Here is a 25,317-nt window from a genome sequence, read left to right on the forward strand (position 1 = left end):
TCAATATTCAGGATAGATTGCCTTATCTTTACTTAACACCGCTTGCGCTTTGTCGGATGCTTGCCAACTCAGTAGTAATTTATGATTGTGGCCGGTTTCAAACAGCGCCTGATAGCCGATTTGCCATTGCTCGGGGCTTTGGCATGTGGCATCGATAGGTAACAGCAAGTAGAGCTGCTGTTGTAATTGTTGGGTACGCCAGTTGCTGGTATCGGCAACTGCCAGGCTGCAAGATCCTAATTTGTCGGTAAAAGCGATATGCTTTTGAATATAGAGTGTGAGCTCCTCTTTATGCGCAATAACTTGCTGCCAGCTGATCTGCGTTAAAGGTTGTGGGCCAAAGAGTTTTGCTTGTGCCAAATCATGTAAAGAGACTTTCCACAGTAGCCGCGGCTGCCGAAGCTCTGCTGACACCTCCATGTAAGCGGTGCTGAATTTATGAGCCTTTGCCTCAGGCAAAGATGCCAGGTTGAGTATTAGCAGTGACAGTAAAACAACGAATTTCATTTGGAGCCTCCGTTCAGTAGCGCAACGGCGTGACGACTTTGCGTCAGTAAGGCCAGATCATCGGGTTCCCGCGCGCTGTTATAGTTGATGGTTGCCCACTGCAGTGCGGCTTGGGGATCAGGGCTAACCCGCAAAAAATAATGGGCCAGGTCAGCAGCATGTTCCTGGTCCTGACGCAAAATACGCACTTGCATTTGTTGCTGCAACTGATGACCGAAATGAGAGGGGTGTCCCAGCTCCTGTTCAGCTAAGGCTAGCCTCAGTAACAAGCTGTCCTCTAATTCCACGTCTGCAGCCAGCGTAACCAGGCGTTGGTATACCGCTTCAGGTTGTTTTATCGCCAGTTTTAAGTCTGCCCATTTCAACCACAGGCTAGTCGGTGCTTCAGTTAAAATGGGCTCAAGCCATGCCACCGCAGCGTCCAACTGGCCCAGCTGCTCGGCTTGTTCCGCTAAAATACCACGTGTCCAGATAGCCAGTTCAGCAGGTAAATCCGGATTTTGTTGCAACAGGGCCTTCAAGCCTGAATAGGCTGCTGACCACTGCCCTTTGCGACCTGTTACCTCATAACTGCAGGTGGCAAAAAAGAACAGGGCTTCCCGCATCAATCTGTTGCAAGCACGCTGTGCACCTATGGTGTCACCGAGCGCCAAATGGATCCGGGCGGCCATCAAATTAGCCTGCAGCTGATGTGGCGTAGCGGATAATAGTGGCTCGAGTAAGGCAAGCGCAGCAGTAAATTGGTGTTGTTGCTGTAGGATATCAGCTTGCAGCAGTATCAGGTGTTCGCGATGTTGCGGTTCGGCTTGAAAATTAGCTAACAAGGCTTCTGCGTCATGAAAATAGCTGCTCCATCCCGGACGGCGTGCGCGTTGTAAATAGGCATTGGCTAGCTGCAGCCGGTTTGTCGTTGATGGCGCTGCCTGAAAGGCTTTTAATAGTGGTAGCAGATTGTCGTTGTCTGCTAACTCAGGCTGCATCTGAAATACGGTCGTACCGGTAGGTTGCTCCACGGCGCTCGGCGACACATCGGTAAACGCCAGTAAGGTGACAAAAAACCAGACCATAGTTGTTCCCCTGGTAAAAGAAGGGGGGCGGTTGCCCGCCCCGTTGATATCACGGATTATTAAGTAAATCTGCGTAATCTTCTGGCGTCATGGCATCCTGAATAAAGGTGCGACCATTAACCCGCAGAGGTGGCGCTTCCGCATTTTGCATAAAGGCCTGGCGGCTGTAATTCAAAAAAGACACCATCGCGACCTTAATTTCAATATTTACGGTACCGTTGATAGTGAATTCACCATCGGACACCGCAACCTGAAATTGGTCATTTCCGGTATATTCGGTAGCCGGGGTATAGCTAAAGCCACCGGTACCGGTTAATGACACTGTGCCATTCGACGGTTGACTAATAACTGTAAAGGTTAAGGCGTCATTGTTTTTGTCGAAGGCTTTAATCGTTTCGGTTAACGGCGTGTCAGTTTCAGTCACGAAATAGTTGACGCCAAAATAGGGCGCGACATTTTTCTCACTAGAGCCATTACACGCGGTCAGTAACGCTAAGCCAGCTAGTAATATTAATTGTTTCATGGTCCGCTCCTTAGTTTGGTGAACCCGCAATCGGGGTCAGCAGATAGGGGAAGCGCTGATCAAACATCTGGGCATTGAGTGGTGCGCCATCGGTAAAGGGCACATTACCTACCGGTGCATCTTCAGGATTACAAAAGCCCAGATTCGTTGGTGTACCTGCAACCGGAATATCATGACACAGCGCACCCATCACTACCCGCAGCGCTATATCAACCACGTCATCACCTGGCCGACGGCCATTTGGGAAACCTGCCAGATCATCGCCAGCAACACCAAAAGCCGATTGCTGCTCAGCCGGCGTCGCCGGAATGGCAGTATTTAAACGCAGCATTTCAGACGGCGTTACCATAGCGAGTTGGTTAACACCGGCGACACCGGTAAGAAAGGCTGCAACCAAATCGGCTCGCGGGAAGTTAGACGGCGCCAAATCCGCAATATTCGTACCCAGGGTGCTGTTTACGGCGTCACGGAATAAAATATTTAATAATGCAGGTAGGGTCGGGTGTGTGACGTAGTCGGCGAACTGTCCGTCATCGGCGGGCTGGCTGCTATTAAACTTATCTTTATCCGCTAGTCCGATAACCAGCTCGTTTACCAGCGGGTTGCTTAAGCGGGATACCTGTACCAGCGCACCGCCAGCGGCGGCAGGTTTACTAAAGGTTGCATTTGGGTTGAGGATGCGAGCCTGTGGCAGGCTGGCCGTAGTCCAGGCACCAATCACACTGTTACCTGAGCCCGTAACACAAGTTTTATGCACCTCTACCGCGATGGCAGTGACATTTTTATCTGCCAGATCATCATTAGCGGCACTTTGGGTAATTCCGCCAGGGAAGCCGCCACCATCACCAGCGCCAGGGCTGCTGTCACCCTCCACCGGAACATAGTTTACTAAATCGAAAGTTTCACCCAAATTGACGACAAAGGGATCCTTGCGCTGACCAACAAAAATACGGGCCGGGAAGTTACAGTTTGGTATATTTACCGAGTAAATATATTGATCGGCATATTGCTGGTAAGCGGCGGCGTCACCAAAGGTTTTATTGCCGACATAGTCATAGGGTTTGGTAAACAGCATGCCGCCACTGGGTGATAACGTGGTACTGTTATTACCCTGTTTCACTTCTACTGAATACTGCTCTGTAAAGTTAAGAGCGGCCTGGCTGTCGGCACTGATACCACCCACGTTCTTTAATGGTACGGCAACCATCCGCTGATTACCCGCCGGACCAATTGGTAGTTTAACGCCCATGCCATTGTTTACCAGGTTGTTATTAAACTTAAAGTTAAAACTCAGGTCTGGCATGGCATCGCCGGTATTATCAACATGAATGCTGTAAACGGCGTCAGGATCCATTGCAAAATAATTCGGCCCGCCGTATGCGTCTTGTAGCGGAATATAGTTAGCAATCATGGTGACATAGTCTTCACGACCCGTTTCATAACTGTTAAACACATAAAAGTCGCTGGCGTCAACGGTTGGCATCCGCGTGATATTGGGTGCCTCGCGATGGCTAGATGCCAGGCTGGCTGGGAGGTATAGTGCAGAACTTAAAGCGATTGAAATGGCAAAAGCCGTGGTATTTAGTCTCATTTTCGTTACCCTCAGGTTAAGTTGCTCTGAAGTAACGACTGACTATCCTTTGCGGATGCAGTTATTTAAAAAAATCTCACACATCGGACCAGGTGCCGGATAATTGCAGCCGCAGCTGCCGATTATCCGGGCTTGGGTGAAGGGGAATACCCCAAATAACGTATTACAACGTAATGATTTCTGCAGTAAACAGGACGTCACCAGTAGGTGCACCAGTGGGTGAACCGCCCTTAGGTTCGATACTAACCGCCAGCGCAGCAATCATCAGATCTTTGGCCGCTGCTGGTACTTGTAATATACGTTCCTGATTCTGCGGTAATAAACCCAGGGATATCGGTGCCTGACCATTCGCTGGCAACATCCATAGCTCATAGTCTTTATCAGTATGTGCTTGCACGGCCGAAGTTGCTCTCACGGTGAGTTGTAGCTCCGTTTTGGCAATAGACCACCATACTTTCGCATCAGTGGTTTGAATTAATGCCACCTGCTGACTTACCGGATCTACCAAATAGGGACGCAACATAACAACCGCCAGCAAAATTGACGCTGCGGCAGCGATAAGCCAAGACACGCGACTGGTTGTCCGTGTTTCAACGCGTTGTTCGGTGGGCAGCCAACCCAGTCTGCGCTGAATTTTCAGCCACACTTCAGGGTTAGGGGCGGAGGTCGGTAAACTTTCTGCCAGCGGATTTAAATGTTGCTCCCAGCGCCAAACCGTTTGCCGGATATTGGGCTGACTCATCATTAATTTTTGAAAACGCCTGCGCGCGGCGCCCCGCATCGTACCGAGAATATAATCCACTGCCAGTTCATCCAGCAAATTCTGATCATCGAACTTCATGCTTCAAGACACCTTTTAAGTTGGGTAAGGCCGCGACGGATCCAGCTTTTTACTGAACCCAGCGCAGAGCCTGTATGTTCAGTAATCTCCTGATGGCTTAGCCCGTTAAAGTATGCCAGTTGGATAGAGACTCGATGATCGTCAGTCAGCGAGGACATACAGTCATCCAGTTTTACTTTTTCACGGGCTAAGCCGATGACCTCCCCCAACGGGATCTCATCAGTACTTTGATCATTAGCCGGTTCAGAAATATCGACATGTTCCCACTTTACTCGTCGCGATTTCAGTAAATCCAAAGCTCGGTAGCGGGTAATACTGATCATCCAGCTCATGACGCTGCCTTTTTCTGCATGATAGTCTGCCGCGTTGTGCCAGATACGGACAAAAGCATCTTGCAGCACATCCTCGGCCCAGTCATGCCGGCGGAGTAAATGCAAACTAACAGAAAACAACTTGCCCGATGACGCCTGATAAAGCTTGGCAAAGGCCTCGCGGTTGCCTTGAGCTGTCTCATATAACCATTGCAGCAATTGTTGTTGTGATTGGTCCATTTTCAATCCTTTTATTATCAACTGTGCTACAGGTACGACTGACGAAGTGCATTAGATGCAGTCTAGGGGCATTTCAGTAACTTATCCACACGTCTCCGGTACCGGTCTGACCTCTGACCGGTACCGGAGTGCTGTGGATAACTGGGTTAGCGCAGGGCGCCGGCGTTTGCGGCGCCGCGGAATACGGCGTTGATATACAGCAGGTGCATACCATCGACGTAAGCGCGGAAGTTTGGCTCCTGGGTAAAGGCAATCACCTGGCCACGGCCGTGCGACTGCACCATCACCAGCGGTTTATGGGCAATTTGCTGGCGGTTTTCTTCCCACACAAAGCCACCGGCCAAGAGATCTTTAGGGGCGGCGAAATTAACCACATTGCGGCCATCGTTAATCCGCAGCGGCTGGTAAATATGGTTGCCAACATAGAGGCTGCGTACCTGTTCAGCGATACCAGCGGTTAGCCAATGGTTTTGATCAACCACGGCATTGGCAATAAAGCCCGGCACCCAGTCCGGATCGGCCTGATATGGCTTTAACATCTGCTCGAACTCGCGGTATTCCGCCAACACCCGGCCTGGCACTCTTGCTTCGCTGGCGGGTTTTTCCTGCTCGCTGACCTGATACTCGCGCTTGCTGCTTAGCAGTGGCTTATCGCCCTCCAGCAAATAGCTGGTGGCATTGCCCAGCGTAATTAGTACACCGCCACGTTGCACAAACTGGCGTAAATTCTCGCTGCCGACACTTCCCAGTGCCTGCTGATAACTGCCAGCACCCGTCGCCGGTAAAATCAGCACCTGATAACGGCTTAGATCGGCACTGCGTAGTTGCGCCGGGCGAATTGCCGTGACCGGATAACCGATACCACGCTCCAGCACAAAGCGGGCACTGCCGGCACTCAGTGGATTCGTCGGCTCATCCCAAAGCATTGCGACATTAATCTTTGGCACAGCCGGCACATTAAAGGAACCAAAGTTCGGCCCCTCCGTTACCCAGCTGTTATCCAGTCCTTGCACTAAGGCGCCGCTTTGCTGCGCCAGTTGTTGTACCTTGGAGGTTAAGTCAGCCGGATTATCGGCACGGCTTAATACCAGGGTGCCGGCCGGGTAACGCTGACCATTCTGATGCGTAAAGGGCAGATCACTGCTGCGTAGCGTTAAACCCTGTTGCAGCGCCGCACTCAAAAAGCGCGCCGCCGCCATATCCCCCCAGGGCACCACAAAGCCGTAACGTGCGTCCGGGTTACTGACGCTACCGGCGATCAGGGTATCCGGACCCACCACAGTGGTATTAACCCGCGGTGCCTGATTACAGCGCTGCATTTCCAGGTTATACATCAATGGCAACGACCAGGCGGTAACATCGTAAATCTGATCCGGCAGGTTATTGGCGCGGCGCTGCTCCTGTTTCTCTAAAAAGGCCTTATCCATCGGCACCGTTTCATCGAGCAGGGTGCGCATTAAATGGTAACTCGGCTGATTGGTGCGAATAAGGTAGCTGCCCGCCTGATAGTCTTTGCCACAGGCACGAAATGCCTGCTGCGCCTGCTCTACTTTAATGCCATGCTGGGTTAGCACGCCCATCAGTTTCTGATGGCCGGCCAGATCGCGCTCGGCAGCAAAGATAAAACTACGCAGGCCATCTTTTTCGCCCTGTGCCGCCGCAGTTTTGCGGTACTGATAAAAGTTTTGCAGTAAGGTACTGGCCTGCTGGCTGGCCGTCTCCAGCGTGGCTTTAAAGGCGACAAAATTACGCTGAATACCATCGGCAAACGTCAGGATCTGGCCATCCTGCATCCGGTAATGATGGCCGCGTGCTGAGGCCATCTCATAAGTCATCGATACGCTGCCGTAATACAGCGGCCAGCTGGCGCCATAGCCCGGGTAAAAGGCATCGAAAATCTCGCGGGTAAAGTAGTGATAGCCCAGCTCGTCAAACCATTTGGCATTATTCTGGCCCACCTTATTCAGCACCTGACGCTGGCTGGCCTGAATATGCGGGTTGTAGGGCTCGGCCTCGGGGCTAAAGTAATACCCCATATCGCCGCCCATTTCATGCGAATCGACAAACAGCAGCGGATACATTTGCTGCAGTGCTTTAACGCGGCTGGCGGTTTCCGGCTGGGTTAACGAAATCCAGTCGCGGTTCATATCAAACAGGTAATGGTTGGTACGGCCATTCGGCCAGGGTTCGTTTTGCTCAGCGGAAAGCCGATCCGGCGAATGCTCCAGGCCAACAGTGGCATAGTAACGGCTAACAAAACGGTGATGGCCATCCGGGTTTTGCAGCGGGTCTATATAGACCAGGGTATTGCTTAATATTTGCTGGGTCAGGGCGCTTTGGTCAGCCAGTAAATGATAAGCCAGCGCCATAGCGGCATCGGCCGGGCTAATTTCGTTGCCATGCAGGCTACCGGCAATCCAAACACTGGCCGGCAGGCTGGCGATCAGCTGTTTGGCTTCTGGCTCACTCAGGCTTGCAGGCTCTGCAAGTTTACGCATTCCGGCTTCAATGTCGGCCAGCTGGCTGATATTGCTGCTACTGCCAATTACCGCATAAAATAGCGGCCGGCCCTGCCAGCTTTTGCCATAGTGCACCAGCTTAACCTGCTGCGGATAACGACTGGCCAGTTGCTCAAAAAAGCGGGATATCGCCGCCGGCTCTGAAATGCGCTCGCCAAACTGATGGCCCAGTAATTCCGGCACCGGGCTGATATCCGGCCGGTAATCACTTTGTGGAAAATACGGCACCGGCTGGGCGGTGCTGATGTCAGCAGCTGAGGCAACACAAGGTAAGGCTGCCAAACTGGCAGTGAGCAAGCTGGTATAAAATAAGCGCATAGGTTCCCGCAGAGTTATAGTGTTTTTTGCTTACCTTAGGCGCAGCAGGGCAGCTGCACAAGAGGCCGCACTGTGGATTGCGACCAGTGGTCAATTAAAAACGGCCATGGCATCACAGTAGTGAGCGTTATCACAAGGAACTTGTTACAGCACCATTACTCCAAGTTGCCACTAACGTCAGTAAGCGGAGCAAGCCTATGTTAAAGGTAAAACCGATGGAAAGAATCTTACAAAGCAGCCGTATTCTGGTGCTACTGACGATAGTGGTTTGTGCGGCCGCCGCTTGCTTACTGTATCTGAGCAGTGCGGTGATTGTGTATAACATTATTTGGGAAACTCTAAGCCAACTGCCCGATACCGCCGATTTAGGCAAAAGGCTGGCAGTAAAATTGCTGAAAGTACTGGATACCTTATTAATCGCATTGACCTTTCAGATTATTGCCACCGGCCTGTACCGGCTTTTTCTGGGCGATGTGGAAAATCTCGACAAAGGCTTACTCAAAGCCATGGATATCAGAAACTTCCATGATCTAAAAATTACCCTGATGCAGGTCGCTAGCGTAATTATGGTGATTCTGTTTCTGGAGCAAGCGGTAGAAGTCGGCGCTACGCTGGAAACCCTGTACTTCGGCCTTGCCATCGCCGTAGTGGTGCTGGCCAGTGTATTTGCAGCAAAGCAGATGCGGCATTCTTAATGTGAGCCGGTAAATTTACCGGTTAAGATTGCGCTGACTGGGCGTAGCTGCTACAAAGACCTAAAGTAGCAGCGACAACAACGGCTTAGCTATCCTCAATGAGCAAAACTATCGATATTTATCATCAGCAAGCTGAGCTTTTTGCCGCCCAGTATGATGCGCTAAGTTTTGAACAGGTGCATCAGAGTTGGCAAACTTACTGGCCGAAAGAACAATTGGTGCTCGATATCGGTGCCGGCAGCGGCCGGGATGCATTCTGGCTGGCCGCGCAAGGCAATCAGGTTATCGCCGTCGAGCCTGCAGAGGATCTGCGCCGGCTGGGGCAGTTAAAAACCAGTGCCGCGCTGGCTCCCAAAGTGCAATGGCTCTCTGATAGCTTGCCGGAGCTGAAAGCGACCTATCAGCTTAATCTGCGTTTTAATACGATTTTGCTGAGCGCAGTCTGGATGCATATCAGTCCGTCAGAGCGGCAGCGCACCTTCCGAAAAATAGCCAACTTATTGGCCCCCGGCGGCCACTTTGTTCTCAGCTTGCGCTATGGCGACTTTAGCGATCATCGGGTTGCCTATCCGGTTTCGGTAGATGAAATAAACGAGCTGGCCAGCAAATTGGGTTTAGTGCTTAAACATCTCTCCGCGCGAACTGCCGATGCTGGCGGTCGGGTTGATATTGCATGGCAGACGCTGGTACTGATGCTACCGGATGACGGTAGTGGCAGCCTGAGTAAAGTGCGGCATATCGTAGTTAACGACAACAAATCTTCGACTTACAAGCTGGCGCTATTACGTACCTTGGTGCGGATCGCCGAGGCGCATCCGGGCGCCGTTATTGATCGGCAAGATGGGCAGGTAGGCATTGCACTGGGTTTAGTTGCCTTATATTGGATCCGCTTGTTTAAGCGTCTGGTCGATAGCGATATGCAACAGAACGCTGATCCGGCGAAAGGCTTAGGTTTCGTAAAGCCGGATGGCTGGGGCAAGCTTGCCAATCTCACTGCTGATGATTTCGCGATCGGTAACTTTTATACCGGTCAGGAAGCTCAGGCGTTGCAACAACTGTTCGCGGATACGCTCAGCACCATAAAGGCGGGGCCTGTTACCTATATCTGGCAGGGCGAGAAGAGTAATCCGCTATTCCGGATGGAGCGCCACAAAGTAGCAAAACGCAGCCATATATTAATTGATCGCGATTTTCTGGCAAGTTTCGGTTGCTTTGTTTTAAGCGAGGATCTCTGGAATTGCTTCCGCCAGTACGGCTGCTGGATTGAGCCGTTACTGGTTCAGCAATGGATTGCCGAGATGCAAAAGTATCAACGTAATGCAGAACGGCAAATCTCTCTTGAAAGCTACCATAACCAGCTGCGCTGGCTGGATCAGCAGCATGATACCCGACTGGTGCGGCAGAAAGTTGCAGGACTGCGCAGCAGCGGAGCTCAGGTATGCAGTGTCTGGAGTGGGGCGCCACTCTACAGTTTTGATATTGACCACTGTGTACCCTTTAGCTATTGGCCAAACAATGAGCTATGGAATTTGCTGCCGGCCAGTCAGGCCGAAAATCGCAAAAAGCGCGATCGGCTACCGAGCCAAAGCCGGATGCAGCATTGTGCCAATCATATTCAGGATTGGTGGCGTCAAGCCTGGCAAACCGACGCGGAACAACAACGTTTTTTTATCGAGGCAGGGCTGTCACTGCCAAATATCAGCCCGGGTTGTCGGGATTTCGCCGAAGTGCTGCATGCGATGCAACTACAAATGGTCGGTATTAAACAACGGCTACAAGTCGCTGAATGGTAAGCCGCCATATCCTGATCTGGCACAAGCTTAGCGCGACAAAAATACTGGCACTGCCATAGCAGCAGGAGTAGATTAAGTTCGATATCGTTTTTGGTGAGTGTTTATGACCGCATCCAAAGCAGCAACCGAAGCCCAGCCTGCCAGTACTTCGAAAACCACTACCCTAAGCCTGAAGCGGGTAGGTATTGATACCTACCGCGAAAACGTGGCCTATTTACACCGCGACTGTGCCATTTACCGCGCCGAGGGTTTTCAGGCGCTGGCGAAAATTGAGGTGCAGGCGCGCGGTAAGCGCATTTTAGCCAGCCTAAATGTGGTAGACGATGCCAGTATTGTCGGCTGTCAGCAGCTCGGCCTGTCGGAAGAGGCCTTTGTTAACCTTGGTGCGCTGGATGGTGAAGCCGTTACGGTATCACCGGCCGAGCCACCGCATTCTATTCCGGCGCTGCACCGTAAAATTGCCGGTGAGCGACTAAGCCGTGATGACTTTGCCAGCATAGTGCAGGATATTGCCGCCCACCGTTACTCGAAAATTGAACTTACTGCCTTTGTGGTGGCCTGTAATCAGGGCGAGTTAGACCGCGAAGAGGTATTCTTTTTAAGCGATGCCATGAGTAAAGTGGGGCGCCGGCTCGATTGGCAGGAACACCCGGTAGTCGATAAACACTGTATTGGCGGCATTCCGGGGAACCGTACCTCGATGCTGGTGGTGCCGATCGTGGCCGCGCATGGCATGCTATGCCCGAAAACCTCGTCGCGGGCCATTACGTCGCCGGCCGGCACCGCTGATACCATGGAGCTGTTGGCGCGGGTGGAGCTGCCTTTTGACCAGCTGACCGACATTGTACACCGGCATCGCGGCTGTTTAGCCTGGGGGGGCAGCAGTGATTTATCCCCGGCGGATGATGTGTTAATTTCGGTTGAACGGCCATTGTCTATCGACTCGCCGGGGCAGATGGTGGCGTCGATTTTGTCGAAAAAAGTCGCTGCCGGCTCCAGCCATTTATTACTGGATATTCCGATTGGCCCTTCGGCCAAGGTGCGCAGCATGCCCGAGGCACAAAAGCTGCGCAAACTGTTTGAGTTTGTTGCCAAACGGATGGGGCTGGCGATCGAGGTGGTGATCACCGATGGCCGGCAGCCGATTGGCAATGGTATCGGCCCGGCGCTGGAAGCCCGCGACGTGATTAGGGTGCTTAAGAATCATCCGCTGGCGCCGAACGATTTACGGCAGAAGTCGCTGCGCTTAGCCGGCAGAATGCTGGAGTTTGACCCGGATGTGCGTGGCGGTGACGGTTTTGCTATCGCCCGCGATATTCTGGATTCCGGTCGGGCCTGGCAAAAAATGCAGGCCATTATGGCGGCGCAGGGTATGAAAGACTTTGACTCGGATAAGCCGCCGCTGTCGCCGTTAAGTTTTGATGTCGCCGCACCGCACAGCGGTACGGTAGTAGAAATAGATAATGTGCAGCTGGCCCGCATCGCCCGCTCGGCCGGTGCGCCACGTGCCAAAGGCTCAGGGGTCGATTTGCTGGTAAAACTAGGTGAGCAGGTGGAACAGGGACAAGCGCTATACCGGGTGTATGCGGCTTACCCCACCGAGTTAGCCTTTGCCCGCCAGGCTTGTCAGCGCAGCTTGGGTTACCGGATTGGTGCCCCTGAGTTGCTGCTGCCACTGCAGTTGGAGTATTAAAGTATGTCGGTATTTGTATTATGCGCACCGGATGAGGTGCAGGCGGCGAACCGTTTAGCCGACGCCGCCGGTTTACCGTTAATCAGTTATCAGTTGCATCATTTTCCCGATGCCGAGTTAAAACTTACCCTGCCGTTTGCTGAAGCCGTACCCCGCGAGCTGGTGCTGTACCGTAGCCTGGATAAGCCTAACGATAAACTGGTGGAGCTGCTGCTGATCGCCCGCCATGCCCGGTTACAGGGCGTGCAGAAAATCTGGCTGGTGGCACCTTATCTGGCTTATATGCGGCAGGATATTGCGTTTAATCCGGGTGAAATTGTCAGCCAAAAGATTATCGGCCAGTTTTTAGCCGAACTGTTTGATGGCGTTATTACTGTCGATCCGCATCTGCACCGCATCAGCGAATTAAGCGAAGCCATTCCACAAGGTGCGGCGATAGCACTCAGTGGTGCCCCGCGTTTAGCCGAGCTGATTGCCAGCAAACATAGCCGGCCGCTGTTAATTGGCCCCGATGCCGAAGCCCTGCAATGGGTGGCACTGGCGGCTGAGCACATTCATTGTGATTATGCAGTTTGTAACAAGGTGCGGCATGGTGATAAGCAGGTTGATATTGCCTTACCCGATATCAGGGTGCAGGGCCGCAACGTGGTATTAATGGACGATGTCGCCAGCTCCGGTCGTACCTTGGCGGGCGCTTGTAGCAAGTTATTAGCTGCTGGTGCTGCCTCAGTCGATGTGGCCGTTACCCATGCGCTCTTTGCCGGCGATGCGCTGGAGGTGATTAAGGCCGCCGGCGTTGGCGAAGTCTGGAGTACCGATTGTATCGCCCATGCCAGCAATGCCATTAGTATGGCGCCGCTGCTGGCAGCGGCGTTAAAAACCTTAAAACCTCTTTGAGCTGCTCTCGATAATCAGCATTTTGCTGTTATCGCGTCAGTGTTGGGGTTTAATTAGCGGTATGTAATGTCTTTATACATCGGCGCCAACAGTGCCAAAAGTTGATTTTGGGCACTAATACTGATGTTTTGTTGTTGCATCACATTAATCAAATTTTCAACCAGAGCATCGTAGTCAGCCAGCGTGATATTAAAACCAGTATGGCTCTGTTGCATAGTGCCGCCGGTGTACTGACAAGGCCCACCACTAATATTACACAGTTGTTCAGCAAGCAGGCGACGAAACCTGGCTATATCGGTATCAACAAAATGATGAACAATGCGCTGATCTTGTTCGATTGCGCGCAGTAAACCGTCAGTTATAGCGGCAATACCTTGTTCACCCCCAAGTTGCTGATAAAGGCTGGGTTTTGTTGTATGGCTGCAAGCGCTCAACAGGATGATAAGAACTAAGCTGACGATACGCATTACCAAGCCCCTTCCACTGATAAGTAATAGCCTTGTTGTTCGGCCAAACCGGCTATGCTACCAAGGTCAGCGTAGCCGGCAACAACAGATAGATGTTTATTGACAAACCAAGCAATAAAGAGGTCGCGCCAATGTTGCTCGGTAGCAAAAGCTAACTGATCAGGTTTTTGTCTAAATTCAATGCCAACTGCCAAATTGTAATTAAGTAATACAGCAGCAGAACCTTCAAACATGAACTGATAATTATTGTCTTCGATGGTACCAAAGCCCAGCAGACCGGTTTGATTCGCTTTAGTCGCACGAATGGTGCCGTTTAAAAGTAAATTGCGGCCAGCCACCTGATTGAAGAAAACTTTGCTGGCTGACAAATAAATATCCAACCCACTGCTATCACGCGCTCCCACAGCTTGGGGTAGGGCAAAATCACGATGTTTTTTATACTGCAACCCCAGGCTAATCTGCGGTAATGCGGTATAAAGCAACTCACCCGCGATATGGTATTTAATACCGAGGATATCCTGACGCAATTCTCCACCAATACTGTCGAGCTTAAAAGTTTGCCGTGCAATCGAGAATTCCCATCTGTTATCGTAACTTGCACTGGCACCAAAAACATTAAGTGTAAAGTCGTCGACTCCTACTTGGCTGGCGAAGGCAGTAGCCCCCCACTCTCCACTGCTGGCATAACTATTGATAACAGCCCAGGGTACGATACCGCCACCAGCACTGCCCTCGATACTGGAGGCACCGCCGGTAGCAATAATTTTACTACCCGCCACGCTATTGGTACTCAATACTAGCAAACAGGTAACCCAAAACAGTTTACTCGTCATCTGTAGATCCTTTTGATGCTGTGCTAACTAACTGCCAAATCCGCGCTTTGGCGGGCGCGGTTTTTCTTTGGCTGCAACGGCAAGTGTAAAAGAGAGCTCAGTCTTTAAAGGCGCTGAAACAACCTGCTCTGTCTGCTGCTCAAGTTGCCAGGGATGCCACAATTTAATCCGTAGTGTCTCTTGTGGTACCTCCGGAAAATATACTTTGCCGTTTTCGTCGGTAACTAAAAGCAGAGGACTCTCACCGACATAGATATAGGCCAGCATATAGTCATGAATGTTGCAGCCCAGCACCACTATTCCTGGCTCATCAAACAAGACCGGCTCCTCTGGCTTACCCGTATATAGCTCAATTTCAAAGGTTTTCGCGCTGGAGAATGAGTAGACGTGGTGTCGTGTTTTATCCCGGTTAGGAAAGTCGATTAGTGAGCCTTTCGGCGTTGCGGTAACAAAGGGAACAAAGGTAAGTTGTTCCTGAGCAACGTGCTGAATGCCGGAGTTAACGATTGCTGCTGTTGGGCTGATAATTTCAACAACGGCATCTGCAAGTGGGCGGTTTCCCTGATCATAAATTTGTATGCTAAGACTTTGACTGTGTGCCTTGGGAGTGGTGACACATTGCATGACCAAGATGAAAACCAGCCAACAAATTCGGGTACACATAGTCAAACTCATTTTGTTATGTTGTTACTAACACCATAACCTATGGTTTGTCAGGTTTCAAATAAGCATAAACAAAAGCACCTGTTTTTAAAGCGGTTAGCAGTTAATGCCCTGATGTTCGCGATCACCTCTAAAGCACCCCCTGGCTCGGCTGACAGTGCGATCTGATGCACTGCCCGCCAATATTTAAATACTGCTCACCCAGTCTGGCAAATAGTCAATTGCCCAGGTTTCCATGACTTTGTCAAAGCCAGTAAAGATCATCAGGGCTATCAGCAATAAAGCATAACCTAATAACTTGCGGCCAAAACTACCAGAGCTGCGCAGCTTGCTAAGCTTTACGCCAGCAGCGTAGCCAATAGCAACCAAAGGCAAGGCAGTGCCTAAGCCGAATGCCAGCATTACACTGAACGACATCAACATATTCTGGCCAGTTGATGCTAGCGCAATGGCGGCACCTAAAGTTGGGCCGACGCAAGGTAACCAAACCAGACCAAGCGAGCCGCCGACCATAAACTGAAATGCCGGATGCTCGCTACTTTCATTAATCTGGCCACCGGCCGGTAAACGGCTGGTCAGGCGGGATAGCAGGTTTGAAAATTGCATCGATAACCAATCAACGGTTAGCACCAAACCCATTGCCAGCATAAACCAAGCAGCAAAGGTGCGCATAATATCGGGTGATAGTCCTGCACTTAGCAGCAGGTATGTCAGCAGAGACCCGCCAATAGCGAAGGTAAGTGCTAAGCCGGCTGCTAAAAACCAGACACCAGAGCGCGATGCTCGCATCGCTGACGCTGTTACTGCCGGAATCATCGGCAGTACACAGGGTGAAAGCAGGCTTAATAAGCCTGCTAACAGCGCCAGAGGAATGGCGGTAAACTCCATGGTTAGTTCACACCCTTATCATGCTCGCTTAAGGCAGCAAATAGTGGTTTTTGACGAGTTTCTGCAACGTTAAACCATACTTGTTGTTCGCCACGGTACAAGACTAAGGTCGATTGGCGCGGCGCTTTAAAATAGGTTACCCAATCTTTCTGGTTATCAAAATCGACCTCTAACACCAGAATTTCGCTGCTGGGATTGGCGGCAAAATAGTCGTTTAATACCTTGTGTTGCTTGCGGCACGTTGGGCACCAAGGGGCGAAAACGTCAATTAATACCAGCTTATTGTCCGCTTGCGCTTGGCGGAACACCTCTTCAGTAAAGGGTTGTTTATGCTTCGCCAGATGTTCGGCTGCAGCAGTAGCTGGATTAAAAAAGAATACAGCAGCCAAAATAGCCAGTACAGCAACACCAGCAGTGGTAAGGATTTTAATGTTCATAGGAACCTCTCTGTGGTTAATAAGACAGGCTCAGTGTAGAAGGTTGAGCAAGGAGCAACATCAGCCATAACAACGGTGTAATCAACCAAAACACCGGTGGTGTAAAAAGAAAGTTAGCTTTGCAGTGCCCGGTAGTCGCCGGGTGAAATGCCGTGTTGCTGCTTAAAAAAGCGGATAAAGGCAGTGGCTGATTGATAACCAACTTGTTCGGCGATGCGGTCTAAGCTTTGTTCGGTGTGGATCAGTAAGTAGCGGCTACGTTGTAAGCGTAGCGTATCGAGTAACGCTTTGGCGGTAGCTTGCATCACTTTATGGCAACGTTCGGCAAAGGCACTTTTCGATAAAAATGCCAATGCTGCCATACTTTCCACTGTCCACTCCGCTTCGGGCTTGGCCATAATGGCTAGCACTACCCGGCGTAAAGCCGGATCTTTCAGAGCAGCCAGCATGCCCTGATTAATACTATCGTCGGTTAGCACCTGGCGTAGTAAGTGCAGCACTACTACGTCACTGAGTCGGCTGATCGCGGCCTGATAGCCGGGTTGGCGAGCTTTTGCTTCAGACTGAATGAGATTGATTAATGGCCCTAACTGGCCTTTTTGTGCGTGGGCCGGCAGATGAATATAATCGGGCATCACCTGAAATAAATTCGCGGTAAGTGGCGATTCAATACTGATATCGTAACAAACCAGGCCACGCTCGAGATGTTCAGGGACACAGTAGGGCGCCAGTTCAACTCTCTGAGTCTGTTCGGTAACAGGTTGATCACTGAGCCAGTGTCGAATGCTATGACTAAAAAAAATAGCATCACCGGCATGCAGCTGAATTTGCTCCTGCAATTTACCGGGAATGGCCATCCACAATGTGCCGGCCGTAACGACATGCAAAGCAGCTTTGTCTGACTTACTACTCAGCATATTCCAGTTATCGCAAAAGCCAGATTCAAAATGTAATTCTGACCCAAACGCCAATTGCCCCAGCAGCTGCTCCAGCGCTTCCGGTGTTTCAGTTGATAAGGGCGTTGTTTTGGTCATTGTCGGCCTAGGTTTGGATTTCTAAACTGTAATTGCATCTTTAGTCTACGGTTTGTGTCCCGGTTTGCAAACTCATATCTTTGTTAATAGTCAGAAGCAAGGCTTGGCTTACCAACAGCTGGTACGCCTGCTGCTGGTCACAGAGGAATGTCCGCGTGCTGGATAAAATATTAGAACAAAATAGACAACAGCTTGATGTTATCGATGCTATTTTGCGTCAGGTTAGTGCTGCCGATTATCAAAAAGTTCTGGCGCTACCTGGAGAGCCAAGTGTTGGCAAGCACGTACGGCATGTGTTGGGACATTATCAACAGCTGCAACAAGGGCTACAAACCGGGATGCTGGATTATCGCCAGCGTGAACGGCAACAGCTGATTGAAACAAACCCACTCGCCGCTTTAGGGTTGTTACAACAACAACTTGACTGGCTAGCAACATTAGCAGGCTGTGAAGCAATACCAATATTTCATTACCAGTGTGCTGAGGGAAAAGGTCATAGCTGTTTGCTACGGGAGCTGGATTTTGTTGCCAGCCATACTGTACATCATCTGGCAATATTACAGATTGTGCTATTGCAACTCGGCTACCAGCTGCCTGCCGAGGCAGGGGTGCATAGTTCAACCCTGGAGTATCGGCGATGTGCACCTTAAGCTGGCAATACCGGGAAGACGGTTTACATTTGCTGTTTAATCGTGACGAGCAAATACAGCGTCCGGCGGCCCTGTTACCAGAGCGCTATCAGGAAAACGGTGTCACAGCATTAATGCCGCTTGATCCTGTGGCCGGTGGCAGTTGGCTGGCAGTTAATGAACTCGGACAAGTTTGGTGTCTGTTAAATGACTATACCAAAGGAAGTCGAGTGGCTACAGCAGGTTTATCCAGTAGGGGCATGTTGATTAAAGCACTGGCGCATATGTCAGCACGTCAGCAGCAAGATACCCTGCTACAGGTGGATAAACTGCAAGCCTATGCCCCCTTTAAACTGGTGTTATTTCAACAGCTGCAAGAGCCGATCGTCTGGCATTGGAATGGCCGTAGTCTAACGCAGCATCTGGCAGTCCGCTCGCCCATCTCGAGCTCTAGCAAATTACCTGGGGTGATCCCAGCGTTACGGCGTTGGTACTGGCGGGCTAAGGTGAAAGACATAACCAGAGCTGCCGAGCTGCTGACTTTGCAGCGCAGTAGCAAACCAGTTAATGCTTTTTGTGGTTTGGCGATGCAGCGCAGCACCAGCCAGACCGTCAGTACCTGCTATCTGCACTGTGATGCCAACGGTGTCAATTTCCGTTATTGGCATGGACATCCCAATACTCAACAGGTGCAACCAGACACCAGCTTGCTGCTGACTTGGACGACTGCTCTGCATTTGCAGCACAGTGGTTACCAGCCAATTGATTTACCGCAACTCGTTAAAAGCGCGGTGCCAGCTTTTGCGGCACGTCTTCGTCCCTGGCAGTGGTATGGATTACAGCATTGCCTTGCGCAGCGACAACTTAACCAGGCTTTACAGCAATTAAGTGCACAACCCGACCAACGATTCTGTGACAGCGCACTGCAGTATTTGCGGGTGGAGCCGCAGTTAGTGGCTTGTCGCTGGCCCAGTGCAGAAAGCCGGCCGGTATTTGTCGCCAACCATCCGACCGGTGGTTTAGACGGGCTAATGCTGATCGCCTTACTGCAAAAACGTTATCCGAATTTACAGGTGGTGGCAAACGACTTGCTGCAAGCGATAGTGCCATTACAAGCTAATATTTTGCCGGTGTCGGTATTTGGCAAGCCTGCCGCCGCTGTACCACAGCTGACAGCCGCTTTTGCTTCTGGTCAGCCGTTACTGATTTTTCCTGCCGGGCGCACAGCCCGGTTTAATGCGCAGCATCAGCTTGATGATGGGGTCTGGGCTAAACTGGCGATTACGCTATGCCGACGGGAGCAACGTAGTCTGACGTTAATCCATATCGATAGCCGCAATTCCCGGCTGTTTTATGCACTGGCGGCGCTCCGCCTGTGGTTTGGCATTAAGACAAATTTGGAGATGCTACTGCTAAGCCGGGAGATGTTAAAGCCGGCCGTGAAGCACCCCAAGATCTTTGTTGATGTGCCGATGCATCCGGTCGAACTTGATGCGCTGGCCGATACCGACCGGCAGCGGGCACAGCGGCTAAAGCGCCGCGGTATGCAATTACCGATCTTATACAAGGAGCAACAGGATGCAGCAGGCTATACCTCTTGCGGCCGCAGTCGCGGCTGAGTCAATGCAGGCTGAGTTAGGCGGGTTAACACCGTTGGCGACTTTCCGAGGGCTACTTATTTTTAGTACCGATGCGTCGGATATCCCCAGTACAATGCAGGAGATCGGCCGGATCCGCGAAGCGGTATTTCGCCAGGCTGGCGCGGGGCGCAACCTGCCACGGGATCTTGATGATCTGGATTACACTGCACCTGCTTACCAGCAGTTACTGGTTTGGGATCCTGAGCGACTGCAACTGGTCGCCATGTATCGCTATCAATTGGGGTGGTTGGCGGCCGATGCGGGGCTACACATTTTACGGACCAGTCAATTATTTAGGTATAGCGAGGCTTTTCGTGCTCAGGTCTTGCCTTACGCTATTGAATTAGGCCGCTCGGTGGTGAATCCAGCTGCTGCGGCACATACGCTTGGTTTTTTTGCGCTTTGGCTGGGTTTAGGAGCGTTATTGCGTCGGCATCCGCGATTGCAGTATTTTTTTGGTAATGTGACGCTGTACCCGCAACTGGGAGAGGTGGCGATGCAGCATATAGTGCAGTTTTGCCAGCAGCTATATCCACCGCCAGAGCCAATGCTACAGGCGTTGCCAGAGTTGCTTTATCGCAGTAAGCCGATGATGGTTGACGCTGAATTATTGCATGCCGCTCCCTCAGAGCGGATTAAAGCACTTCAATACAGTTTACAGGCATTGCACTGTCGGATCCCACCAGTGCTCCAGTCGTATTTAAGTGTTGGCAACGGCATTTGGTTTGATGACGCCGCGCTGGATCTCGATTTTGGAGCCGCATACGAGCAAAGCATTATCGTCCCCCTTCACGCGTTAAGTCATGCCTTTCGGCAACGTTTTCTTGATTGTCAGCTATAACAGGAGAAATATCATGCAGCACTTTCCAATACTTGACCGCGATAGCGCCCCGGCACAAAGCCAGACCTTACTGGATGCTACCGCCAAAACGATGGGCCGGGTACCAAACTTATTCGCCGTTATGGCGGCTGCGCCTGGCTTACTGGCCGGCTACCAGCAGTTGCATCAGTTGGTGATGGAGAACAGCTTTAATGCCACGGAAAAAACCGTGGTTTGGCAAACCATTAACTTAGAACATGGCTGTCATTATTGTGTGCCGGCACACGCTGCTATTGCGGCCATGCTTAAGGTAGAGCCCGCTATAGACCAAGCTTTGCGGCAGCGGCAACCGTTACCGGAGCCGCTGGCTAGTTTGCAGCACTTTACGCAGTTAATGGTGCAACAGCGCGGTCAGGTCAGCGAGCAGGATGTGGCGCAGTTCCTGAGCGCGGGCTATCAGCCGCGGCAGGTGCTGGAAATTGTGCAAATGATTGCACAAAAGGTGATGAGTAATTACACCAATCACCTGGCGCAAACGCCGCTGGATGAAGCTTTTAAAGCTTTTGCGTAATTGACAACGCAGGTTACAACATTGAGACTGAAGACTATCTCATCTAAGGTTAAAATGACGCATGTTAAGTTACTTACAGGACAAACGCCTCACTTTACAAAGTGGCACTGCCTTGCCGGCGGCGCAGTCTATACTGCAGTTAGCCGGGCAGGGTGAGCTTGAGGTGACGCTCAATCCCGAGCCTGATGCCGCTGCCGTGCTGGCAGCGATAGCGCAGGCTTATCAGGATGGCTATGAGCAGCAGGCGTCAACCGAGTTTGAACTGCAAGGTATTGCTTTTGCCGGCAGTGGCGATCCTTTGTTGGCACTGGAGCTGCTATCACAAGTATTACCGGCTTTTAAAGCACAGCGCCATGGTGTGCCGGTTACGCTGGTGACCTATGGCCTGGTGCTGGCTGCAGAGGCAGAGCAGCTATGCCAGCAGTTAGTGGCGCTGGAAGTCGAGCGGCTGGAAATCTATTTTCCGGCTGCGAATCCACCGGCCTATCAGCAGGCGGTACAGCCACAGCAATACGGCTTTGCCGAAGTGTGTCAGTTTATCCATACTGCCGCCGAAGCGGGATTACAGGTCAGTTGCTTTGCTTATGCCCCGGTAAAACAGGCTAGTGAAATTCGGGCGCTGGCCAAAGAGTTGGGGGCGCGGGATTTTCAGATCCTCAGTACCTAAAGTACCTAAGTTTATAGCACCGCTCGATCACGTCACCCGTTGTCATCATTAAGCTCGGTGGATAGTGTTATACAATAACAATTTTGCAATTGACATTGAGAATCGATCTCATTAGCATTGCCCTTCTTTTTTATGAGGGTGCCGTGCGATACTTTAAGTTAACGTCGATTAGTCTGGCTTTATTATCCTGCAATCTGCTGGCTGCGGCAGAAACCGTAACTGAGCAGCAGGAGCCGTCAGCGGATAAAGCGAAGGATTATGTTGAAACCATAGAGGTGATTGGCCGTTTTACCGGTAAAACCTTTTCGGAATACAGTTATTCTGCGACCAAAATTGCAGCTGATGTGTTAGATATTCCACAATCGATTAGCGCGGTCACCAAAGAGGTGATTAAAGATCAGGCGATGATGCGCCTGAACGACATATCGCCTTTTATCAGCGGCGTTAACGAATTTTCAGTCTATAACGATATTACGATCCGTGGCTTTCGTAACTCAGACGACCGTCGGGTCAATGGTATGCGTACCTACAATGACTTTTGGTCGCAATCGGTGATTTCGCATGTTGAGCGGGTAGAAGTGATCAAAGGGCCGGCATCGGCTATCTTTGGGGATGCCAGCCCGGGCGGCACGGTAAACATCGTGACAAAAAAGCCGTTGGCTGAGCGTCGTAATGAAATCAGTGCGCGTTACGGTAGCTACAAAGATCGTTATGTGGCGCTGGATACCACTGGTCCGGCGAATCAGGGTGCTTCCTTGTTATACCGGTTTAATCTCGGGTACGAGAATTCTGACTCATTCCGGGAGCAAATCTTTAATGAGAGTTTATTGGCCTCGCCTAGCATTACCTGGTTAGCTAACGATAAAACCACCATCAACCTCGAACTGGTTTACGCGGATACCAAAGGTATTCTTGACCGTGGCCAACCTAATGTGCGTAACGCTTCAGCACTGGGAGTAGTGCCCATTAATGTATCGGTTACCCAGCCCGGCGATAAAATGGATACTGAGTCGTTAACCAGCAGCCTGGCGATTGATCATAAGCTAACCGATGGTTGGACAGCGGTATTCAATTACATGCATCAGGATTATGACCAGAAGTTGGTTGAGCACCGCATTCGCAACTATGTTACCGGTTCTGATTCTGTTATTAATCTGCTGTATGTTGATCGTGATGAGTCGGCAACAGTCGATAATTTCTCTGGCTACATCACTGGTTTGTTTCAGCTTGGCGGTATCAGCCAGAGCCTGGTGGCTGGTATAGATTACGTTGGCCGCTCTTATCATTCAGCGCAGCTGCGGGCAAATAATGTTGGCACCTTTGATATTCTGCAACCAGAGTATCGGCCTAGAGATCCTGCTACCTACAGTGCTACTGCTGATGCTCCCTGGGGCGGCGACTTTAAGAGTACCGGGTATTACCTGCAAAATCAGATGGATCTGGGCGATTGGTCGCTGTTGCTGAGCTTACGCAGTGAGCACTACGACATTATTGATACTGATGGCTTTGGAGCCAAAGATAATGCGCTGTTACCAAGGGTCGGGGTGGTTTATCGCCTGTCGCCGCAATCCAGTTTGTATGCCACCTGGGTTACCGGCTTTGAGCCACAGGATTTATTCGCTAATAACCCACAAAGTGGTGGCCCTTTTGATCCGCAAGACAGCGAGTTAAAAGAAATTGGTTTTAAAACCAAGCAATTCGATGACAAGTTACTGTTAACGTTATCAGCGTATGAAATCACCAAAACCAATATTATTTTATACGATGAAGAAGCGACGCAGGCCGCAAATGACGGCTTTGACAAATACCGGCAGCGTGGCGAAGAGCAGGCGCGCGGTTTTGAGTTGGAGCTAAATGGTCAGCTTAGCGAGCAACTGCAGCTGATCGCCAACTATGCCTTTAACCGCGCCAAAATTACCGAAGATACCAACGCAGCCCTGGTTGGTCTGGCGAAAGAGGGGGCCCCAAAACACAGTGCAACCTTGTGGGCTAAGTATCAGTTGAGTGATCGTTGGTCGACCGGTGCCGGTGTTACCTACGTGGGAGAGCGTCGCACTTTCGAGGAGGCCCTTGAGCTACCGTCATACCGCTTGTTTAGTGCCGCCTTGTACTACAAAGCGACCGACTGGGATGCCGCACTGCAAGTTCGTAATATTACGGATGAAGTGCACTGGACCGGCGGTTATAACTTCGGCCGGATTTTCCCCGGCGATCCGCGCTCAGCCAGTTTGACCTTTAGCTACCGCTTCTAGCTGCAGCCATACCCGCCTGCACTGTGTTACAGGCGGGGAGCACTCTGAGGTATAAAAACGATGACAGCAAAACAATGGTTTAACTGGCATAGCCTGACCGGTGTCTGGACAGGGCTGTTGCTGTTTGTCATTTGCTGGAGCGGTACTTTTGCCACCCTGTCATACGAACTGGATTGGCTGACCAACCCCGCGATCCGGGCGTCAAGCAGCCAGACGCCCCAGCTTTCTCTGGCAGAGGCTTATCAAATAGTGAGCGAGGCCCGGCCGCAGGACCGGGTAGCTTTTGCCAGTGCTCCGCTGGCGCCGGGTTTTAACTACGATCTTGTGATCGAAACTCAGGCTGGTCAGTGGCGGCACCTTTATGTCGATCCGGTTAGCGGTGTGATCGCCGGCGATAGCAGTTATCTGAATATACAACGTTTTTTTCGGGATTTTCACCGAGTGCTCTTTGGTGCCGTCAATCGAACTTTGGCGTCATATCTGGTATTTTTGCTGGCTATTCCATTGTTAATTTCAGTGATTTCAGCCTTATATCTCTATCGCTGCTGGTGGCAAAAGTTTTTTACCCTGAACTGGAGCCGGCAGCGGCGCGCCAATGTCGCCAGCCTGCACAAACTGGCCGGGATCTGGAGCCTGTGGTTTAGTTTGGTGATTGCGTTAACCAGCGTTTGGTATTTGTATGAGGCATTTCGGGTGGATGCGATTGACGGTAAGGTGAGTTTAGTGGGGCAGGGTAGTTATGCCGTTCAGCCATTGCCGCCGTTGTCTGGTGCAATTACGGAGCCACTGCCGTTGACGGAGCTGGTCGCGCGCGCACAACAGGCAAGACCTGACCTGCAAATTACGTCGCTGTGGTTTGATAGCGGATATTTACAGGTACATGGTCAGGCCGGACATTTGTTGGTTAGGGACCGCGCCAATAAACTTTATCTCGCCCCTTATACTGGTGAGGTAGTGCATAACCAAAATGCCAGTGATCTTTCGTTGTACTGGCGGTGGTCAGATACTGCCGATCCCTTACATTTTGGCGATTTTGCTGGCTTAACCAGTAAGCTGATTTGGTTTGTATTTGGCCTGATCCTGTCATTTATGGCCTTATCCGGTAGCTATATGTATGTCAAACGACAGCAAAGTAAACGCCAACCACTGGCATACCGACGTACGTTGATTTTGGCGGTAGCAGGCACTGTACTTATGTTGCTGGCCAGTATCTGGGCCGGTTATCAGGCGGCCCTGTCTTATGGGGTGGCGGGGCAACTGCCGGCACTCCCCGTGGCGACAACGCTATTTTTGGGTGCTTGGCTTGTTCTGACGGTCGCGATTATTGCCTACTGGTGCTTCAAGCTTTTCAGTGTAATAGGATATGAAAGACGTTCATTTTAGCTTAGATCTACAAGATTGGGTTTGGAACTGTGTAAACA

The 25,317-nt window shown here is 51.1% G+C and carries 24 protein-coding genes; 11 read left to right on the top strand and 13 right to left on the bottom strand.

Annotated elements, in window-relative coordinates; translation table 11 throughout:
* The 7 genes from AGRI_RS12610 to AGRI_RS12640 all read right to left on the bottom strand — a co-directional run bounded on the left by AGRI_RS12610 (position 1) and on the right by AGRI_RS12640 (position 7,917).
* Positions 1 to 507, bottom strand: a complete 507-nt coding sequence (locus AGRI_RS12610; RefSeq protein WP_008985290.1) for a hypothetical protein — start codon at positions 505 to 507, stop codon at positions 1 to 3.
* Positions 504 to 1,574 (bottom strand): tetratricopeptide repeat protein, encoded by a 1,071-nt coding sequence (locus tag AGRI_RS12615; protein WP_008985291.1) that lies wholly within the window; start codon positions 1,572 to 1,574, stop codon positions 504 to 506. The genes AGRI_RS12610 and AGRI_RS12615 overlap by 4 nt, the downstream gene beginning before the upstream one ends.
* 49 nt (positions 1,575 to 1,623) lie before the next feature.
* On the bottom strand, positions 1,624 to 2,097 hold the full coding sequence (locus tag AGRI_RS12620; protein ID WP_008985292.1) for an Ig-like domain-containing protein: 474 nt from the start codon (positions 2,095 to 2,097) through the stop codon (positions 1,624 to 1,626).
* A 10-nt stretch (positions 2,098 to 2,107) separates the two neighbouring features.
* Complete coding sequence (locus AGRI_RS12625; RefSeq protein ID WP_008985293.1) at positions 2,108 to 3,688, bottom strand: DUF4331 domain-containing protein; 1,581 nt, start codon at positions 3,686 to 3,688, stop codon at positions 2,108 to 2,110.
* A gap of 163 nt (positions 3,689 to 3,851) precedes the next feature.
* Positions 3,852 to 4,529: an anti-sigma factor gene (locus AGRI_RS12630; protein WP_008985294.1), complete on the bottom strand. Its 678-nt coding sequence runs from the start codon at positions 4,527 to 4,529 to the stop codon at positions 3,852 to 3,854.
* On the bottom strand, positions 4,526 to 5,080 hold the full coding sequence (locus tag AGRI_RS12635; protein WP_008985295.1) for a sigma-70 family RNA polymerase sigma factor: 555 nt from the start codon (positions 5,078 to 5,080) through the stop codon (positions 4,526 to 4,528). The genes AGRI_RS12630 and AGRI_RS12635 overlap by 4 nt, the downstream gene beginning before the upstream one ends.
* Before the next feature lie 146 nt (positions 5,081 to 5,226).
* Positions 5,227 to 7,917: a M14 family metallopeptidase gene (locus tag AGRI_RS12640; RefSeq protein WP_008985296.1), complete on the bottom strand. Its 2,691-nt coding sequence runs from the start codon at positions 7,915 to 7,917 to the stop codon at positions 5,227 to 5,229.
* A 215-nt stretch (positions 7,918 to 8,132) separates the two neighbouring features.
* On the opposite strand from AGRI_RS12640, the gene AGRI_RS12645 reads away from it, so the two are divergent.
* The 4 genes from AGRI_RS12645 to AGRI_RS12660 all read left to right on the top strand — a co-directional run bounded on the left by AGRI_RS12645 (position 8,133) and on the right by AGRI_RS12660 (position 12,995).
* A complete protein-coding gene (locus tag AGRI_RS12645; protein ID WP_231728928.1) occupies positions 8,133 to 8,612 on the top strand; it encodes a YqhA family protein in 480 nt (159 codons plus the stop codon).
* 98 nt (positions 8,613 to 8,710) lie between these two features.
* Entirely contained in the window at positions 8,711 to 10,405 is a 1,695-nt protein-coding gene (locus AGRI_RS12650) for a class I SAM-dependent methyltransferase (protein ID WP_008985298.1), read from the top strand.
* A gap of 103 nt (positions 10,406 to 10,508) precedes the next feature.
* Positions 10,509 to 12,098 (top strand): thymidine phosphorylase family protein, encoded by a 1,590-nt coding sequence (locus tag AGRI_RS12655; RefSeq protein WP_008985299.1) that lies wholly within the window; start codon positions 10,509 to 10,511, stop codon positions 12,096 to 12,098.
* A 3-nt stretch (positions 12,099 to 12,101) separates the two neighbouring features.
* A complete protein-coding gene (locus AGRI_RS12660) occupies positions 12,102 to 12,995 on the top strand; it encodes a ribose-phosphate diphosphokinase (RefSeq protein ID WP_008985300.1) in 894 nt (297 codons plus the stop codon).
* Positions 12,996 to 13,048: 53 nt separating this feature from the next.
* On the opposite strand, the gene AGRI_RS12665 is transcribed toward AGRI_RS12660, so the two are convergent.
* The 6 genes from AGRI_RS12665 to AGRI_RS12690 form a co-directional block, all read right to left on the bottom strand.
* Entirely contained in the window at positions 13,049 to 13,462 is a 414-nt protein-coding gene (locus tag AGRI_RS12665; protein ID WP_008985301.1) for a group I truncated hemoglobin, read from the bottom strand.
* Positions 13,462 to 14,295, bottom strand: coding sequence for a DUF3034 family protein (locus AGRI_RS12670; RefSeq protein ID WP_008985302.1), 834 nt, complete (start codon positions 14,293 to 14,295; stop codon positions 13,462 to 13,464). Before AGRI_RS12670 ends, AGRI_RS12665 begins: the two co-directional genes overlap by 1 nt.
* Positions 14,296 to 14,322: 27 nt before the next feature.
* Positions 14,323 to 14,958, bottom strand: coding sequence for a methylamine utilization protein (locus AGRI_RS12675; RefSeq protein WP_008985303.1), 636 nt, complete (start codon positions 14,956 to 14,958; stop codon positions 14,323 to 14,325).
* Positions 14,959 to 15,144: 186 nt separating this feature from the next.
* Positions 15,145 to 15,846, bottom strand: a complete 702-nt coding sequence (locus AGRI_RS12680) for a cytochrome c biogenesis CcdA family protein (RefSeq protein WP_008985304.1) — start codon at positions 15,844 to 15,846, stop codon at positions 15,145 to 15,147.
* Positions 15,847 to 15,848: 2 nt separating this feature from the next.
* The gene (locus AGRI_RS12685; RefSeq protein ID WP_008985305.1) at positions 15,849 to 16,283 is read right to left on the bottom strand and encodes a thioredoxin family protein; all 435 of its coding nucleotides are present in this window, start codon (positions 16,281 to 16,283) and stop codon (positions 15,849 to 15,851) included.
* 113 nt (positions 16,284 to 16,396) lie between these two features.
* Positions 16,397 to 17,317 carry an AraC family transcriptional regulator gene (locus tag AGRI_RS12690; protein ID WP_008985306.1) on the bottom strand — a complete coding sequence of 307 codons (921 nt, stop codon included), beginning with the start codon at positions 17,315 to 17,317 and terminating at the stop codon, positions 16,397 to 16,399.
* Between the two features lie 155 nt (positions 17,318 to 17,472).
* Here AGRI_RS12690 and AGRI_RS12695 point away from each other — a divergent pair, with 155 nt between their 5' ends.
* The 7 genes from AGRI_RS12695 to AGRI_RS16225 all read left to right on the top strand — a co-directional run bounded on the left by AGRI_RS12695 (position 17,473) and on the right by AGRI_RS16225 (position 25,279).
* The gene (locus AGRI_RS12695; RefSeq protein ID WP_008985307.1) at positions 17,473 to 17,967 is read left to right on the top strand and encodes a hypothetical protein; all 495 of its coding nucleotides are present in this window, start codon (positions 17,473 to 17,475) and stop codon (positions 17,965 to 17,967) included.
* Positions 17,955 to 19,565, top strand: a complete 1,611-nt coding sequence (locus tag AGRI_RS16215) for an NRDE family protein (protein WP_008985308.1) — start codon at positions 17,955 to 17,957, stop codon at positions 19,563 to 19,565. The genes AGRI_RS12695 and AGRI_RS16215 overlap by 13 nt, the downstream gene beginning before the upstream one ends.
* Complete coding sequence (locus AGRI_RS16220; protein ID WP_008985309.1) at positions 19,525 to 20,427, top strand: GNAT family N-acetyltransferase; 903 nt, start codon at positions 19,525 to 19,527, stop codon at positions 20,425 to 20,427. The genes AGRI_RS16215 and AGRI_RS16220 overlap by 41 nt, the downstream gene beginning before the upstream one ends.
* 13 nt (positions 20,428 to 20,440) lie before the next feature.
* On the top strand, positions 20,441 to 20,977 hold the full coding sequence (locus AGRI_RS12715) for a carboxymuconolactone decarboxylase family protein (protein ID WP_008985310.1): 537 nt from the start codon (positions 20,441 to 20,443) through the stop codon (positions 20,975 to 20,977).
* Positions 20,978 to 21,038: 61 nt separating this feature from the next.
* A complete protein-coding gene (locus tag AGRI_RS12720) occupies positions 21,039 to 21,644 on the top strand; it encodes a hypothetical protein (RefSeq protein WP_008985311.1) in 606 nt (201 codons plus the stop codon).
* A 143-nt stretch (positions 21,645 to 21,787) separates the two neighbouring features.
* Positions 21,788 to 23,896 carry a TonB-dependent siderophore receptor gene (locus AGRI_RS12725; RefSeq protein WP_008985312.1) on the top strand — a complete coding sequence of 703 codons (2,109 nt, stop codon included), beginning with the start codon at positions 21,788 to 21,790 and terminating at the stop codon, positions 23,894 to 23,896.
* A 60-nt stretch (positions 23,897 to 23,956) separates the two neighbouring features.
* A complete protein-coding gene (locus AGRI_RS16225) occupies positions 23,957 to 25,279 on the top strand; it encodes a PepSY-associated TM helix domain-containing protein (RefSeq protein WP_008985313.1) in 1,323 nt (440 codons plus the stop codon).
* The last annotated feature ends 38 nt before the right edge of the window (positions 25,280 to 25,317 follow it).

This window comes from Alishewanella agri BL06, assembly GCF_000272005.1.
In the GTDB taxonomy this organism is placed as follows: domain Bacteria; phylum Pseudomonadota; class Gammaproteobacteria; order Enterobacterales; family Alteromonadaceae; genus Alishewanella; species Alishewanella agri.